This window comes from Arsenophonus endosymbiont of Crataerina pallida (assembly GCF_964020125.1).
GTDB lineage: Bacteria > Pseudomonadota > Gammaproteobacteria > Enterobacterales > Enterobacteriaceae > Arsenophonus > Arsenophonus nilaparvatae.
This window is the reverse complement of the sequence record NZ_OZ026540.1, coordinates 210,286-226,983: the sequence shown is the minus strand read 5'-3', so window position 1 is coordinate 226,983 and position 16,698 is coordinate 210,286. Positions and strand designations below refer to the sequence as shown.

Sequence of the window (16,698 nt, the reverse complement as noted above, 5' to 3'; positions counted from 1 at the left end):
ATGGAGCTCGATAATCCACGCATTGTAACAGCGAAACATCCCAATATGGGCAATTTGGTTGGAGTAACTAATGGTAGTCGTCATTTGAGCGATGCAAAATACTTAAGCAGCATTGATATATGGAATGACGACGACATGGAAACAAGAACTTTCAAGGAAATTATACAGTGCTTAACAAAAGAAAATGAGCGTCTTAAAAAAGAGAATCGAAGGCTGATGAAGATATATCGTGAAATTGGCGGGCTGTGCAGGACTTGAACCTGCAACCGAAGAATTAAATCCCCTGCTATACCATTCAGCTAACAGCCCAATGATAATTATAGTGCAAGAATTAGAAGAATTTCAGTATTGCCGTTGCAGCACTAATAGTCACAACGATTACACCACCAAGTTTTAAAAGTAATCCAGTAGCAATAGTTTCAACGTCTTTACGAATCAACGCTATCTGACCATCAGTTTTCTCAAAACGTAAATTCATCTCAGCAGATAAGTCTTTGCGAACATCAGCTATATCACGTTTGACTTCGGTAATATCAGCTTTAGTCGCTACATCAACCGCTTCGTGCGATTCACGAACAGCCAGAGATATAGCTTTTGCCTGGTCTTTAGGTAAACCAGCACCTTCAAGCGTTTCAACAAATTTTAATGTATCAAATGCAACTTGACCCATAACGTTATCCTCCCGTGTTTAGGTAAGTATAACGGGTTTAGGGTTCAATCTGCAAAATCTTTCACATTAATACCTTCATTCGTTCCATTACGGAGAAATATTTTTATGTCTAAAATTACCAAAACCGAATTAATGACTTTCAAAACCGATGATTTAGGTATTGAATTACAGGGAACCCTTTATCAAGGCAAACCAGTATTCTTTGCCGTAAAAGTTGCTGAAGCTTTAGGATATGCACAGCCAGCAAAAGCATTAAATGATCATTGTAAGTCATTGATTAAACTTAATTGTGCTGAAACGGCAGAATTAAGTTTAGGATTCAGACCTAAAGGAATCATCCTTGTACCTGAAGGGGATGTTTTCCGTCTGATACTTAAAAGCAAACTTCCTTCCGCTGAACGTGTTCAGGATTGGGTCTGTGAAGACGTTTTACCAGCATTACGTCAACACGGAAGCTATAGCATTAAAAAGCATCACAAAGACGAAGGTAGCGGATTACCTGAATTTCGTAAAGCAAAGGCGATAGAAATTCAGGCTAAAGCCATACAAATTCAAATGGAAAATGTGAAGAAGATATTTGAATGGGCAACAAACCTTTCCGATAACGCCAGACAAACTATCATAGCCGGACTGATTAACCCTATTGCGGGTAGTGAAGTGATCCCCTTGCCGCTTATCACCGAAAAACATTATACAGCAACAGAGATTGGTAAAATGTTTAATGTTTCCGCAAATAAGATTGGGCGTATCGCTAATGACAATAAGATGAAAGTTAAAGCATACGGTGATACCTATCTCGATAAATCCCCTTACAGCAATAAAGAGGTTGAGTCCTTTCGCTACAACGACAACGCAATCAAGAAATTCAGGGAAATTCTTATTGCTGAACAAGAAGCAGCAAAAAGCGAACTTATTTAAATACCCATTGACGAAAGCAAAAATCATGCGCTATAGTTTATTTGCATCTGATAAATCAGGTGCCAGGTCTGCAAACCTGCCGTAACTAAGAAGGCGCATAGCACGCCAACAGCGTGTTTTTTTATGCGTCAGTCTGCCATATCAAGAATCAATGGTGGACTGGATGGGGGAGCCGAAAGGCTCGCCGGGATCCTTCTTAGCCGGTTTTTGCAGCCCTGTTCAGTTCACCGCCATATTAAGAGCCTGCAAACTCTTTGGTGGTGATTATCCTAATTTAAGAAGGAAATCATTACTATGACTACTTTAATTTTCCGCAGTACTGCTCTTGAAACTATTTCTCATAAAAACCAAATTTGGTTTACTTCTACTGAACTTGCTAGAGCTTTGCAGTATCAACAAATTGACTCTGTTACCAAAATATTTAACCGTAATAAAGACGAATTTACATCATGTATGACACAGACGGTCAATTTGACCGTCAGCGGTAAAATCAATGGGTTACAGCACAAAAAGACCCGTATATTCTCCTTACGTGGCGCACACCTGATCGCTATGTTTGCGAATACGCCAGTAGCAAAAGAATTCAGAAAATGGGTGCTGGATATTCTCGATAAGCAAACAATTAATCAAACCAGTAACTTTACCCCAAAATATCAACCAAAAGCCGTAGAGCGTTTTACTCATTCGGATACACGTAACCTAACGCATTTAGTTTGGTGTATGACAAATGGCTTCCGGTTTGAGCGTTCATGGACTAATGCGGTGTGGCTGGCTTTACGTGAAGTCACTGGCACACCATCACCGGAGCGTTTTCAGGTAGAGCATATACCGTTAATGGCTGACGAATGCAGACGGATTTACTATATCACCGAGTCACTACGCCAGATTATCAATGACGCTGAAAAACAGGTTATCAAACGACTTTTACGTAAGCGTGAGAATATCGATACCGTTTTAGCGGAAATAAAACAGCTTTTTGAGCAATTCCACCATCAACAAATCGGGATAATCACCGCGCGCACCGATCAGTGGTACGAAGGTGAATTGACCCACTTCTTAGAACGTCACTAATTAATCTTAACGCCCCTTGCTAAGGGGCAATCTTTCATCAATTTAACTATTGAGGAATTTTCTTATGTCAAATTTAATGAATGTACCAAATGTCACACTTTCCAACAACGAAACGATTGACTCGCAACAATTACTCATCATGGTTAACGAAACACGAAAAGAACACGGAGAACCCGCTATTAGAAATAACGTTTTTATCGATCGCATTAAAGATGAACTCGAAGACGAGTACTACAAAATTTTTGTAGTGCAAAAAATGAACAACACGGAATCAGAAATTATCGAAATGACGCTTAAACAGGCACTGCGCGTTGCCGCCCGTGAATCCAAAGCCGTTCGCCGCTCGCTGATTGATAAACTGGAGCAGCAAAGTAAACCTAAATCACAGGCTGAACTTAATCTCGCTTATGCAATTGCACAAGTTGAGCAAGAGCGTCGGTTAAAGAGTATCGAGCATCAGGTAGAGCAAGTCTCAGAAGAAATCGAACAAATCAAACAAGGCACTATCCCAGCCGGTTTCCAGGGCTATAGCTATCTTAAAACAAAGTACGGCTTAAGCGATGCCAAATGTCGGCAATTAGTCATGGCGTGGAAGGTGCCTTGCAAAAAAGTGCCCCATGTTGCGCCTGGCGGCCAAATTACCCAAATGTCAGTGGTTGATGAAGCGGCATTTAAAAACGCGTTGGATAACATGATGCTTGAGGCTGAGAAACGCGGCAGTCAGTGGTATCACCCTAAAATGGGGCGTTTTTCCGTAACCGCCTGATAAGGATGGATTATGCAAAATTTACTATTTTGCGATTTAGAAACCTATAGCGATATTCCGATTAATTGTGGCACGCATCGCTATGCTGAAAATGCAGAAATTTTACTTTTTGCTTATGCTTACAATCATCACCCCGTAAAGGTCTGGGATGTGACGCAAGATAAAACGATGCCGACAGATTTGAAAGCGTATCTTAATGACACAGAAATTTTAACTGTCTGGCACAACGGCGGCATGTTTGATACGGTAATTTTAAAACAGGTGTTAAATATTGACTTACCGTTATCCCGCGTTCACGACACATTAGTACAAGCACTGACACATGGCTTACCCGGTGCGCTCGGTTCGCTTTGCGATATCTTCAACGTCAATAGCGATAACGCCAAAGATAAAGAAGGTAAAGCGCTCATACAGCTATTTTGCAAACCGCGTCCTAAAAATAGCAAAATACAACGCGCCACGGCGTTAACTCACGCAGAGGAATGGCAACGTTTTAAGCAATACGCAGGTTCTGATATTTTAGCCATGCGCGAGATTTATCAACATTTACCGGGTTGGAATATGAGTGTGGACGAAACCCAATTATGGCAGTTAGACCAAAAGATTAATCGCCGTGGGATGTGCATGGATGTTGAACTGGCGAAAAGCGCCTTGACTGCCGTTGAAAACGAGCAAAAACGGTTATCAACCGTCACCCAGCAATTAACAGATAATGCCGTGCAAAACGCAACACAACGCGATGCACTGTTACAGCATATCGTTTCGGCATTTGGCATCACGTTACCGGATATGCAAGCCAGCACGCTACAGCGCCGCGTTAATGACCCTGATATTCCACCGGCTTTACGCGAACTGCTGTCAGTCCGTTTGCAATCGTGTACAACCAGCACCAGTAAATATAAGGCGCTGTTAAAATCGGTAAGCGCAGATGGACGACTTCGAGGAACCAAGCAATTTTGTGGTGCCTCACGCACCGGACGATGGGCGGGACGTATTTTTCAGCCGGATAATCTCCCCAGACCCACGCTTGACCAAAAGACGATTGATAACGGCATTGACGCATTAAAAGCCGGTTGCGCCGAGCTGATTTGTGATGACATTATGCAACTGACCAGTTCTGCGCTTAGAGGGTGTATTATCGCGCCACCCGGTAAAAAACTGGTTATCTCGGATTTGTCGAATATCGAAGGCCGCATGCTGGCATGGCTGGCAGGGGAAAACTGAAAAGTCAATGCTTTTAGCGAGTTTGATAACGGCAAAGGCGATGACCTCTATAAACTCGCCTATGCGCGCGCATTTAATCTTTTACCTGAGAACGTCACTAAAGCTCAACGACAAATCGGTAAGGTGATGGAACTCGGCTTAGGCTATGGCGGTGGGGTTGCGGCATTTTTGACATTTGCCCTCGCCTACGGTCTGGATTTAGATGAACTGGCGGAAGCCGCATTACCTAACATACCGCCTAACGTTAAGCGAGAGGCGATGCGCTGGTATCAAAAATCCGTTGAAACGGAGAAGACTTATGGCCTCAGCGAAAAAGTCTTTGTTACCTGCGATTCCCTTAAGCGCATGTGGCGCAATGCCCATCCACAAACCGTATCATTCTGGTACGACATTGAAGACACTGTAAAACAAGCCATTCAGTCACCGGGGATAGTGTTTAAGTGCCGTAAACTTAGCCTTCGTCGCGATAAAGGCTGGCTCAGAATTTGTCTACCATCAGGTCGTAGTCTTTGCTACCCTTCTGCGCGAATAGAGAATGGACAAATTAGCTATATGGGCACCAATCCCTACAGCCGAAAATGGGAACGGTTAAAAACCTACGGCGGTAAAATTACTGAAAATATCTGTCAGGCCGCCGCACGCGATGTCTTGGCCTATAGCATGCCACGCATTGAAAAGGCGGGTTATGCGATTGTCTTAACCGTCCATGATGAAATTATCAGCGAAGCGCCGGATACTCCTCAATTTTCCGCCGAGGGGTTAAGTAAGCTGTTAAGTCTTAATCCGGATTGGGCTTTTAATTTACCGCTTAGTGCAGCGGGGTTTGAGACTTATCGTTATCGCAAGGAATAAATAACACACACAGGATAAAATAAACATCATGGCCTTTATGAAAAACGACAGCCCACTTTATTTCAAGGCAGCACAGGATGCGGTACACCTTGAACAGTCAGGCCAATACCATGAAGCGGCGCGCGCATGGTCACAGGCAAACCGACTGGCGCGCAATCGCAATAATCGTATCTGGAGTGAACACCGCGGCGATTTTTGCCTGATGCAAATCAAACGGGAACATATTAAAAGGATGTATCCATGCGGTTAATCAGGGAAGAGAGCATTGAAAAACATTTGGTGCGTGAGGTGCGAAAAATCGGCGGCATTGCCTATAAATTTGTTTCACCCGGGCGACGAGGCGTACCTGACCGATTAGTTGCACTCCCCAATGGCAAGATTATTTTTGTGGAATGTAAAGCACCGGGCGAAAAACCCACCCCTTACCAATTACGCGAACACGCACGGCTTTTTGCCTTAGGCCATCAGGTCATCGTACTGGACAGTCAGGATTTAAGCAGCATTTTACCTGCTTTTGGTTGATAACCTTAAAAACAATTTATTTCTTGTAGAATCCACATATTTTTATTATTTTTTAGTTAATTATTTTTGCATAAGGAGAGCAGTTACACATGCAGCTTAATTTCAGTTCGTTAGATTCTTTTGATCATGTCATATCTCCTTTTGAAGAAATGGCAGCTTATGAAGCTTTGTGGTCTGAAAATGGAGCTACATTCAGGTCTATTGCAGACAGATTTAGAAAATATCCTGATACCATTCCATCAAGAATGGTTACTGAGAATGTAAGAAAAGAATTTAAGGAGATCTTAAAAGATATTTTTGACCGATTTCAGGTTAAGCATTTTGGAATTAGAATACATGGAGCTAATGAATATCCCGAGAAATTAAGGGATGCTAAACATCCGATAGAAGTTTTTTATTATCAGGGATGGTGGGATCTAATAAATACTCGCAACGTTGCAGTTGTTGGCTCTCGTAGGGTATCTGAAGAAGGTAAGAAAAGAACAAGAAAGCTTGTTAAATGCCTTATAGAAGATAATTTTACCATAGTTTCCGGTCTTGCTGAAGGTGTTGATACTGAGGCTCATAGAACAGCATTGGATGCTGGAGGGAATACTATAGCAGTTATTGGCACGCCGTTATCACATTTTTATCCAAAACAGAATATTGAGTTACAACAACGGATTAGAGAAAATTATTTATTGATCAGTCAGGTACCGTTCAAACGTTATCTAGATCAAGATTATCGTACTAATAGATTATTTTTTCCTGAGCGCAATGCTACTATGTCTGCTTTATCGGAAGCGACAATTATTGTAGAAGCATCCGATACGTCAGGAACTTTGACTCAAGCCAGAGCAGCTTTGGATCAGGGTAGAAAATTATTTATACTGGATAGCTGTTTCCAAAATAGTACAATATCTTGGCCTGCAAAATATGAAGCTCGTGGTGCAATTAGAGTTAAGAACTACCAAGATATTAAGGATAATCTGTGACATTTCTATTACAAAAGATAGATGAGCTTACTCTTGGTCATCATTTTCATTTAACTGAAGATGATATCTGTCTTTATTTTGGAGAGTATACAGCGGAAAAAGGATTTGCTTTCAGTAATACTAACAATTTGATTCTTAATTTAAAAAAGGATGTTTTAAAAAAAGATAAACCTGAATATAAATACAAGAAAAGAGCGATTAAACAAATAGCTTCTTTTTTATCTGAATATCGTGATTATTTACTTAAATGTACAGTTGTACCTGTCCCACCATCTAGATGTAAATTAGACCCCAAATATGATGATAGATTAATTAACATCCTTGATGAATGTAAAAAAATAAATTCCACTGTTGACTTTAGAGAGCTAATAACACAAAGAGAAACGTTAATAGCATCACATAATTCTTCAAATAGACCATCTTGTGAAGAATTAGCAAATAATTATGAATTCCATGGCTCTTTAGCCAATAATATTAGATCTACTATAATTATTTTTGATGATGTTTTAACCGCTGGTAGTCACTATAAGGCGATGAAAACCGTTATTAAGCAACATATTCCAGATGTTCAAATAATAGGGCTTTTTATCGCAAGAACGGTTAGAAATATTATTGATGATTTTGATGTTATAGATTTTTAATCAAATTTTATATTCAACGCCGATTTTCCCCCAGCAGTTTTTGTGTATCGATACCGTGTTAGCGGAAATAAAACAGCTTTTTGAACACTTCCACCATCAACAAATCGGGATAATCACCGCGCGCACTGACCATTGGTACGAAGGTGAACTCACCCACTTCCTAGAACGTCATTAATTAATCTTAACGCCCCTTGCTAAGGGGCAATCTTTCATCAATTTCATTATTGAGGAATACCTTTATGTCAAATTTAATCAACATCGAAACAAAAAACATCAATGGCGGATTAATCCAAACGGTTAATGCTCGTGATTTACATGCGTTTTTGGAAAGTAAGCAGGAGTTTGCTAATTGGATAAAAGATCGCATTCAACAATATGGTTTTATTGAACATCAGGACTTTTTGATAAATTTATCAAAAACCCCAAATGGAGGCCGTCCAGCAAAGGAATATCATATTTCCCTCGACATGGCGAAAGAGCTATCAATGGTTGAGCGCAATGAAAAAGGGAAACAGGCCAGACAGTACTTTATTGAATGTGAGAGACGAATTTTACAACCTCAAACATTACTACCAACGGCAAAAGAACTGGCGCTCATGGTTGTTCGTGCCGAGGAAGAGAAAGAAAAGTTATTACTGGAAAATAAAAACCTATCAACCGAAAACGATTGTCTTAAAAATCTATTCAAAGAAGGCATGACCCCTACCCAATTTAGCAAAATGCTTAACGGCGTGAATAGTCAACAGATAAATCATTATCTTGCTGAGATTAAGTGGCTCTATAACGACAGTAAGTCCGGCAACAATTTACGCTGGCGTGTTGCCGCTACCGCTCGGGATAAATATTTAACCGAAAAACAAAACGAAATAAGCCCCCATGGTGCAAATAGCTTTATTAGCTATCGCCCTGTTTTGCTCAGAAAAGGCGCACAGCGACTTTATGACCAGTATTTGGCTGACAAACTCCCCATGAAAAAGAACTGGAACGGATTACATACCCATGACAAAACTATCCAGATTGTCGCCTGAACAAAAGACAATCGCAAAAACCTTCACCCCTCGCCCTTACCAAAATCTCATTATCAATCACCTGCTCGATATTAAACGCTCAAATGTCTGGGCGGGGATGGGAATGGGTAAAACAGCAGCAACCCTGACGGCATTAGAAAATCTCTATTTATCAGGCAGTGAAACCAAACCCACACTGGTATTAGCCCCTTTACGGGTAGCCCAATCCACTTGGCCTGACGAAGCGCTTAAATGGGGCCACCTGCGTAATATTGAAGTGCAGCCCATTATTGGCACTGCAAAAACGCGGATGACAGCTCTCAAAAATACCCATGTCAGCGTATTTACGGTCAATTATGACAATCTCGTCTGGCTGGTTGAAACACTAGGTGACAGCTGGCCTTTCGGCACGATTATCGCTGACGAGAGCACCCGGTTAAAATCATTCCGGCTACGCAAAGGCGGTAAACGCACCGCTGCACTCGCCAAAATCGCCCATAAATCGGTTCATCGATGGGTAAATCTGACCGGTACGCCTTCACCGAATGGCCTGATGGACTTATGGGGGCAAACCTGGTTTGTTGACCAGGGCGAACGGCTAGGCAGAACCCATAATGCGTTTACGTCTCGCTGGTTTAACCGTATCCAGTTCCCCGGGCAACAGTGGAGCAGGTTTGAGCCTTTAGGATTTACGCATCTACAAATTCAGTTAGCACTCAGCGATGTCACGCTATCCCTTAATGCCGCTGATTGGTTTGATATCGACGAACCCGTACACAACGTTATTAACGTTGAACTACCCGCGAAAGCGCGAGCACACTATCAGGCCATGGAAAAAGAACTGTTTCTTGAATTGGGCGAGAGTGCGATTGAAGCGTTAAATGCCGCGGCCAAAACAATAAAATGTTTGCAAATTGCCAGTGGTGCTATTTATAGCGATGACAATCGCAACTGGACAGCGATACACGATGTCAAAATCCAGGCACTGGAGAGTATTGTTAATGAATCAGGATGGACGCCAGTACTGGTCGCTTACCATTGGAAACATGACCTTGAAAGATTAGTAAAAGCGTTTCCAAAAGGCAAAATGTTAGACGCTAACCCACAAACCCTTACCAACTGGAATAGTGGCAAAATCCCGTTGCTTTTTGCCCACCCCGCAAGCTGTGGACACGGCTTAAATTTACAGGACGGCGGTAACATTCTGGTCTTTTTCTCCCATTGGTGGGACTTGGAGCAGTACCAGCAAATTATCGAGCGTATCGGCCCCACGCGTCAAGCGCAAGCCGGACATAATCGCCCTGTCTTTATTCATCATATCGTCGCTAAAGATACACTCGATGAAGTGGTGATGGCGCGCCGTAATTCAAAACGGGCAATACAGGATTTATTACTGGAAGCGATGAAGAGAAAGTAAAAAAGACCAGCGCAAGGCTGGCCAACACCAGGTAAAAAAATTGTGAATAGCAAACACACAACCAAATAACTATACCAAAGTATATCAAGACTGTATATATAAACAGACTTGCTTAACCTTAAATTTACAAACATTTATATATTAAAATCAAATAGTTATCATTAACATTACCATTCTCATTAACAACGGAGAGCCCACCATGTGGATTTTAATCCTAGCCATGTACGCCAGCCCTTATGCATCAAGTGACTTTGCCAGTGTTCATACTCAGGAATTTGACACTGAAAATATGTGCCAATTCGCCGCCGAACAATTTGAGCGTGAATTTGAGACTTTCAAGGATATCAACGCCAAAGCGATTTGCGTTAAGAAATAAGCTAATTTTACCGAGGTTTAACCATGAAACTTAACATCATCAAATTACTAATCACGACATTACTTTTTATCAGTGCAGCGTTTGCCTTCGAACTCATTGTTGGTCACATTGCGCACGCCAATGCCGTCATTGACCCGCAAATCAGATTTAAGCGTGGCGAATTAGGCAATATCCATTTAGGCGGGCAAGAGCTACTGGTTATCGGCATTATGATAGTGCCAGCACTCTTTGTCTATTTAGGGGTATTCCTCGACACATTGAAGAAATAGCATAGAGCGAATAAGCATTATCCCACCTGAATTTACCCCACTCAAATTACCCATACCGAAAGGTAAGCGTTTAACAGTAATAAAGGAAAATATCCTATGAATGAATCCCCTTTTGTCAAAACCAGTGAACTGGCAAAAAGGTACAAAGTGTCAACTCACACTATCAGACTATGGGCGGGTAACGGATACCAACGGCGGGAAGGTTTTCCACGCCCTCGGTTTAGATCTGATGAGCTTAATTTTGCCCGGCAGGATATTCTGGATTGGGAGATGGGTAAACGATTTGATTAACTTTATTCCACCAGCGATCATAAGCCTCTCGCTGTTCCTCTAGGTAGGTATGCTTGTCGTATACCTGCCAAACCCCCGGTAATTTATGACCTAACATGATTTCAGCAACATGGGGTTGAGTTAACTCCGCAACCCCCGTACGCATGGTTTTACGCAAATCGTGAATTGACCAGTGAGTATAGTTCTCAAATCTGCGAGCCATTTTTTTGTTGAGATTGCTAATAAAACTAATATGCCCACTGACACACAAAGGTTTCCCTTCTGAGACGGTAAATAAATAATCACTGCCATAATTCAATTTTTTAGCAGTTCTGATCAATTCCTCTGCCGCGGGGATAATAGGCCGGATAATGGGCTTTTTGCTTTTACACCCTGTTTTATGATTCTCTGGTGGCACTGTCCATATTCCTTTAGTAAAATCGAAATCAGCCATTTTTGCTTTTAGCAATTCACCTATCCGGCAACCAAACAATAACGCTAGGTTGATTATCAGGGCATTTCTAGGGTTATAGTCTGGCGCATCAATTAACGCAAATAATACCCTGAGCTCGTTGCTACTCAACACTCTCTCGCCTTGTTGCGTTTTTACCCCTAAATCCTGTGAGGTAACATCGATAAGTGGATTTAAAGAAATAATCCCCCAGCGAATTCCCCACCGATGGGCAGTTTTGGTATAACGTAAAATCCGTGCTCCTATCGCCGGTTTCGCTTTCACCACCTCTTCAATTAGCGATAGCCAGACATGCAAGTGCGTTTCGTTGTGGGGTAAATTGCCGATCTTGGGGAAAACATAAATTTCAAATGACCGTAATATCTCACCGGCTTTAACCTGTGAATTTTTAAGCGATTTCTCCCACCAGTCACGAATAACGGATTCAACCGTTCGCGCTTCAACTGATTTTTGTTTACGAGTGCGTTTGACCACTTTCGGGTTTCTGTGCTGCTCTAGTTCACCACGGTAAAAAAGCGCACTATCACGCGCATCTTTTAAACTAATTGCCGGATAGGTTCCAATGTCTATCCGATCACCTTTCCCCTGCCAACGATAGCGATATTGAAAAATGACTTTACCTTTTGGTGTCACGCGAACCGATAAACCCTCTCTGTCGGATTTAGTCACCATTTTAGCTTGTGGCTTACCATTTACCGCTCTTAACCAAGAATCACTTACCGCCATATTTTTTTCTCCTTACGTCTTTTTTATATAATATTTCATGTACACCAATATGTACATAAATTTGATGACACAAGGAATATAGTAGGTGACTGAAAACAGTCATTCTATACTGAGACAAAAAATAAAATAATTATAAAACAATGCATTAATTATAAAACATTGGCTATCGGTGACTGTTAACGGCTATTGTTGATAGAATATCATCATTTTATCCTTAAATAAATCGTTAATGGTTAAAATACGCCATAAGCTATTATTACTGGCTAGTGGTATGGTACCTAAGAAAAGTTGTCCAAAGATTCAATACTAAAAATATTAAGACATTTTAGCCTTGAGTTAATTAAACCAATTAAATTGGTCAGTCACGATTTAAGTAAGTTTAAATTCTCAACTTTATCTGATATCAGATATTTATTAATTTATCGACAGTAACAGTTACTAATGTTGGTAGCAAAATAGATAATTTTTCAGTGTATTTTTTGCTAATTAAAATAAAAACATAAACAGCTATAACAACTCCATATCACCTCTAATGAAAAATCATTGACAACCAAACTGCTGTTGATAGTGTCTAACCGATTATATAGAAGACAGCCAACCTAAACATTTTATGATATGATTAATACCGATAAAAAGAAAAGTAACTACTAGGCGTTTTTATAGCTATTGCAACGACTGAAAATATCGACTAAGTGCTGAGGAATGCAAGGAACGATTTGAATAAAACTAAAATTTTAATTAATGCTTTAATAGCAAATAGCTTTATTAATTTTATCTTAAAATAGACTAAAAAAATCTGTTTTCAATATAATAAATAACCTTTTGAAAAAAATTATTTAATATAAATAATTATTAAAAATAGGAAAACCCTATTATTTTATTCATTAAGTTTGAACTTACATATCGATATAATTTTTCTTTGAATAAAAACATTACTCAGACAGTCAAGAATTACTATTTTTGGGATAATGAAATAAACATCTAAAATTTATCTCTAAAGTGAAATAACCGGTGCATTTAAAATTATTACCATAATTACTCAAACCGTTAACAGAAACTTGAAGAGTAACAAAAATTATTCAATTTTTTGTTATAATAAACTAAATCAACCATCGGGTTATCTTATTTTCATACTAGCCATATAATCTTTCACCACTGTCGATTCAAACTTTCTAAAAATATTTATGGATATTTCTATTTAAAAAATAGATAGATAGCGTGATGTGTAGTAAAAATAGTAGATAATAAATTACAAATCAGTAATTTTATTATTAAGATAATTGATAATATTAAAAATCCTTTACTTTATATAAATTCAAATTTTTATTATTTTTTCAAATCTGCTGAAATTTTTTAAAATAAAAGTTATTTTTAATGCCAAAATAGGTAACCATTTAGATTATTCTAATAAATTAACTATCTTAAATTTGTTGAATTTATAGTGATAACATTAGTCAAAAAATCAGATAAACTTATAAACAAACAATTCAAGAGTGACTGCAGCAAGTGGATAAACAATTTAAAAAAATTCTGATCATTAAAATGCGATTTCATGGAGATATGTTGCTGACAACACCTGTCATTAGCACGCTCAAAAAAAATTATCCAGCCGCTAAAATTGATATTCTTCTCTATCAAGATACAATACCAATTTTGTCTGAAAATAGAGAAATTCATGCACTTTATGGCATTAAAAACAAAAAAAATAACACGATGGCCAAATTAGTTAATTTTATTTTATTAATCAATAAATTACGAAAAAATCATTATGATTTAATTATAAATTTAGCTGATCAATGGATTGTGCCTTTTTTGGTAAGATGTATCCCTGCCAAAATAAAGATTTCTCACCAATTTAACCATAGAAATACAAACTATTGGTCTGAAAGTTTTACACATATGGTTAAACCAACGGGAAAACATGTTGTTGAACAAAATCTCTCTATATTAAAACCACTTCAACTTAATACTTTGTATTCCAGTACAGCAATGACTTACCAACCAACTGATTGGGAAAAAATTAATCACCGATTAATATCTCTAGGGGTACATAGTAGTTATGTTGTTATCCAACCAACAGCTAGACAAAAATTTAAGTGCTGGGATGATGAAAAATTTGCTGAGGTGATTGATAATCTACAATCTAGAGGATACCAGGTGATACTAACATCAGGTCCCAGTAAAGATGATCTCAGCTGTGTGGCTAATATTGCACAACAATGTCGTCAATCACCCATTACCGAATTTGCAGGAAAAACAACATTTCCAGAATTAGGTGCTCTAATTAGCCATGCCGCCTTATTCATCGGTGTAGATTCAGCACCAATGCATATTGCAGCAGCATTAGAAACCCCCATTATTTGCTTGTTCGGTGCGACAGATCATCAATATTGGAAACCATGGAGTAAAAACGTTATTCAAATTTGGGCTGGCAATTATGAAAAAATGCCAGAACGACATGAACGTGATCGTAATAAAAAGTATCTATCAATAATTCCAGTTAAAGATGTTATCACCGCTACAAAAAAAATGTTACCAATGGATATACAAACCATAAAATCTGAGATAGAGATATAATCCGATGAAAATTGCATTTTGTTTATACAAATATTTCCCTTTTGGTGGACTACAAAGAGATTTCATTCAGATTCTCTCTGCTTGCCAAAAACAAGGGCATCAAATACGTGTTTACACAATGGTATGGGATGGTGAAATTCCTGCTGATATTAACGTTATCATAATCCCAGTTAAAGCACATACAAATAATGGGCGTAATGAAGCATTTTATCATCAGGTCAAAACACATTTAACCCAGCATCCGGCTGATATTATTGTCGGTTTTAATAAGATGCCAGGATTAGATATTTATTATGCAGCAGATGTTTGTTATGCAGAAAAAGTTGAAAAAGAAAAAGGTTTTTTTTATAAACTGACCAAACGATACAAACATTATATCGCTTATGAAAAAGCGGTTTTTGATGCAGACAGTCACACCAAATTATTAATGCTTACCCAACATCAAATTAATGATTTTAAAAAACATTACAAAACACCTGATGCACATTTTTATCTGTTACCACCGGGCATTGACCTTAGTAGAAAATATGACCAACAAATTATTGACGCAAAACCAATTTATCGTAAAAAAAATGCTATCTCTGAAGACCAATTTCTTTTATTACAAGTCGGCTCAGATTTTAAACGTAAAGGCGTAGACAGAACACTCAAATCAATAGCTTCCCTGCCTGACAAAATAAAAAATAAGGCTATGCTAATGGTAGTAGGACAAGACTCACCTACCCGTTATCAACGGCTAGCAAAAAATTTGGGGATAGATAAACAAGTTTTATTTTTTCAGGGGCGTAATGATATAGCAGAATTGATGGCTGCTGCTGATATGTTAATTCATCCTGCCTATCAAGAAGCTGCTGGCATAGTATTAATCGAAGCCATTGCAGCGGGTTTACCAGTAATTACAACAGATATATGTGGCTATGCGTTCTATATCAAACATGCAGATTGTGGCATAGTAATAGATGAGCCTTATAAACAAAAAAATCTTAATAATGCTTTAACAACAAGTTTAACTAATAAATCTCTATTAAAACAATGGTCAGAATCTGCACGCCACTTTGCTGATACTCAAGATTTATACAGTTTGCCTGAAAAAGCTGCAGATATTATTTTGGGATGCCAGCATGCTTGAACTTAAACAACCTTTTAAAAACTTATGGCAAGGCAAAGATCCCTTTATAGAAATAGAAAAATTAGATGGTAAAATTTTTCGTCAATTAGAAACACGCAAAACATTATGCTTTATGCTTAATGAAAAAAGTTATTTTCTCAAAATTCATTATGGTACTACGTTAAAAGAAATACTAAAAAATCTATTTTCTTTACGCTTACCAGTATTAGGTGCTGATAGAGAATGGAAAGCAATCCATCGTCTAACTGAGGCAGGTATTGATACTATGCATGGTAAAGCTTTCGGTCAAAAAGGAATTAATCCTTTACGCCGTAAGTCATTTATTATTACCGAAGCGCTTATTCCAACCATTAGCTTAGAAGAGTACTGTGCAAATTGGAAAAATTCAGCTTCCCAATTTAGTACTAAAAAAATATTAATTTGTCGAATGGCTGAAATAGTACGTAAAATGCATGCATGTGGTGTCAATCATCGCGATTGCTATATTTGCCATTTTTTATTACATTTGCCCTTTGACGGCGATGACAAAAAATTAAAGATTTCAATCATTGACTTGCATCGTGCCCAAATACGTCAGCATGTACCAAAACGTTGGAAAGATAAGGATTTGATTGGATTATATTTTTCATCACTGAATATTGGTTTAACCCAACGAGATATTTTTCGTTTTATGCAGATTTATTTTTCTGATAATTTAAAAAATATTCTCAACAATGAACAAAAATTGATATCGAGCGCTAATATTAAAGCAGAAAGAATAAAAGAAAGAACCGTTAGGAGAGGATTATAACTCTAACCGTTTTGTTTTATGAAAAAT

The 16,698-nt window shown here is 38.6% G+C and carries 18 protein-coding genes and 1 pseudogene; 17 read left to right on the top strand and 2 right to left on the bottom strand.

Going from position 1 to position 16,698, the window contains the following annotated elements; all coding sequences use genetic code 11:
- Complete coding sequence (locus tag AACL31_RS01260) at window positions 1-258, top strand: hypothetical protein (protein ID WP_339053226.1); 258 nt, start codon at window positions 1-3, stop codon at window positions 256-258.
- A gap of 73 nt (window positions 259-331) precedes the next feature.
- Here the strand turns inward: AACL31_RS01260 and AACL31_RS01255 are convergent, their stop codons facing one another.
- Window positions 332-670, bottom strand: a complete 339-nt coding sequence (locus AACL31_RS01255) for a hypothetical protein (RefSeq protein ID WP_339053685.1) — start codon at window positions 668-670, stop codon at window positions 332-334.
- A gap of 105 nt (window positions 671-775) precedes the next feature.
- Between AACL31_RS01255 and AACL31_RS01250 the strand changes: the two genes are divergently transcribed.
- From AACL31_RS01250 to AACL31_RS01190, 13 genes and pseudogenes are all read left to right on the top strand, one after another.
- Window positions 776-1,588: a BRO-N domain-containing protein gene (locus AACL31_RS01250; protein ID WP_339053684.1), complete on the top strand. Its 813-nt coding sequence runs from the start codon at window positions 776-778 to the stop codon at window positions 1,586-1,588.
- A gap of 294 nt (window positions 1,589-1,882) precedes the next feature.
- Window positions 1,883-2,659 (top strand): BRO-N domain-containing protein, encoded by a 777-nt coding sequence (locus AACL31_RS01245; protein ID WP_339053683.1) that lies wholly within the window; start codon window positions 1,883-1,885, stop codon window positions 2,657-2,659.
- 64 nt (window positions 2,660-2,723) lie between these two features.
- On the top strand, window positions 2,724-3,425 hold the full coding sequence (locus AACL31_RS01240; RefSeq protein ID WP_339053682.1) for a hypothetical protein: 702 nt from the start codon (window positions 2,724-2,726) through the stop codon (window positions 3,423-3,425).
- Between the two features lie 12 nt (window positions 3,426-3,437).
- Window positions 3,438-5,501: pseudogene (locus AACL31_RS01235) on the top strand (DNA polymerase).
- Between the two features lie 28 nt (window positions 5,502-5,529).
- On the top strand, window positions 5,530-5,751 hold the full coding sequence (locus tag AACL31_RS01230; protein WP_310513200.1) for an ANR family transcriptional regulator: 222 nt from the start codon (window positions 5,530-5,532) through the stop codon (window positions 5,749-5,751).
- Window positions 5,742-6,023 (top strand): VRR-NUC domain-containing protein, encoded by a 282-nt coding sequence (locus tag AACL31_RS01225; RefSeq protein ID WP_310513574.1) that lies wholly within the window; start codon window positions 5,742-5,744, stop codon window positions 6,021-6,023. The genes AACL31_RS01230 and AACL31_RS01225 overlap by 10 nt, the downstream gene beginning before the upstream one ends.
- Before the next feature lie 89 nt (window positions 6,024-6,112).
- Window positions 6,113-6,997 (top strand): DNA-processing protein DprA, encoded by an 885-nt coding sequence (locus AACL31_RS01220; RefSeq protein WP_310513575.1) that lies wholly within the window; start codon window positions 6,113-6,115, stop codon window positions 6,995-6,997.
- Complete coding sequence (locus tag AACL31_RS01215; RefSeq protein WP_310513634.1) at window positions 6,994-7,638, top strand: hypothetical protein; 645 nt, start codon at window positions 6,994-6,996, stop codon at window positions 7,636-7,638. The genes AACL31_RS01220 and AACL31_RS01215 overlap by 4 nt, the downstream gene beginning before the upstream one ends.
- Before the next feature lie 40 nt (window positions 7,639-7,678).
- Entirely contained in the window at window positions 7,679-7,813 is a 135-nt protein-coding gene (locus AACL31_RS01210; RefSeq protein ID WP_310513633.1) for a hypothetical protein, read from the top strand.
- 64 nt (window positions 7,814-7,877) lie between these two features.
- On the top strand, window positions 7,878-8,666 hold the full coding sequence (locus tag AACL31_RS01205) for an antA/AntB antirepressor family protein (protein WP_339053681.1): 789 nt from the start codon (window positions 7,878-7,880) through the stop codon (window positions 8,664-8,666).
- Window positions 8,638-10,062 (top strand): SNF2-related protein, encoded by a 1,425-nt coding sequence (locus tag AACL31_RS01200; protein ID WP_422389272.1) that lies wholly within the window; start codon window positions 8,638-8,640, stop codon window positions 10,060-10,062. Before AACL31_RS01205 ends, AACL31_RS01200 begins: the two co-directional genes overlap by 29 nt.
- A 199-nt stretch (window positions 10,063-10,261) precedes the next feature.
- Window positions 10,262-10,438 (top strand): hypothetical protein, encoded by a 177-nt coding sequence (locus AACL31_RS01195; RefSeq protein ID WP_310513685.1) that lies wholly within the window; start codon window positions 10,262-10,264, stop codon window positions 10,436-10,438.
- A gap of 23 nt (window positions 10,439-10,461) precedes the next feature.
- Entirely contained in the window at window positions 10,462-10,707 is a 246-nt protein-coding gene (locus AACL31_RS01190) for a hypothetical protein (RefSeq protein WP_339053680.1), read from the top strand.
- Between the two features lie 235 nt (window positions 10,708-10,942).
- Here AACL31_RS01190 and AACL31_RS01185 read toward each other — a convergent pair whose 3' ends face one another.
- Window positions 10,943-12,175, bottom strand: a complete 1,233-nt coding sequence (locus tag AACL31_RS01185; RefSeq protein WP_339053679.1) for a site-specific integrase — start codon at window positions 12,173-12,175, stop codon at window positions 10,943-10,945.
- Window positions 12,176-13,681: 1,506 nt separating this feature from the next.
- Between AACL31_RS01185 and rfaQ the strand changes: the two genes are divergently transcribed.
- The 3 genes from rfaQ to rfaP are packed head-to-tail and all read left to right on the top strand — an operon-like array spanning window position 13,682 to window position 16,671.
- Entirely contained in the window at window positions 13,682-14,752 is a 1,071-nt protein-coding gene (rfaQ, locus tag AACL31_RS01180; protein ID WP_339053678.1) for a lipopolysaccharide core heptosyltransferase RfaQ, read from the top strand.
- A gap of 4 nt (window positions 14,753-14,756) precedes the next feature.
- Entirely contained in the window at window positions 14,757-15,881 is a 1,125-nt protein-coding gene (locus AACL31_RS01175; protein ID WP_310511843.1) for a glycosyltransferase family 4 protein, read from the top strand.
- Window positions 15,874-16,671 carry a lipopolysaccharide core heptose(I) kinase RfaP gene (rfaP, locus tag AACL31_RS01170; RefSeq protein WP_310511842.1) on the top strand — a complete coding sequence of 266 codons (798 nt, stop codon included), beginning with the start codon at window positions 15,874-15,876 and terminating at the stop codon, window positions 16,669-16,671. Before AACL31_RS01175 ends, rfaP begins: the two co-directional genes overlap by 8 nt.
- Window positions 16,672-16,698 lie beyond the last annotated feature (27 nt).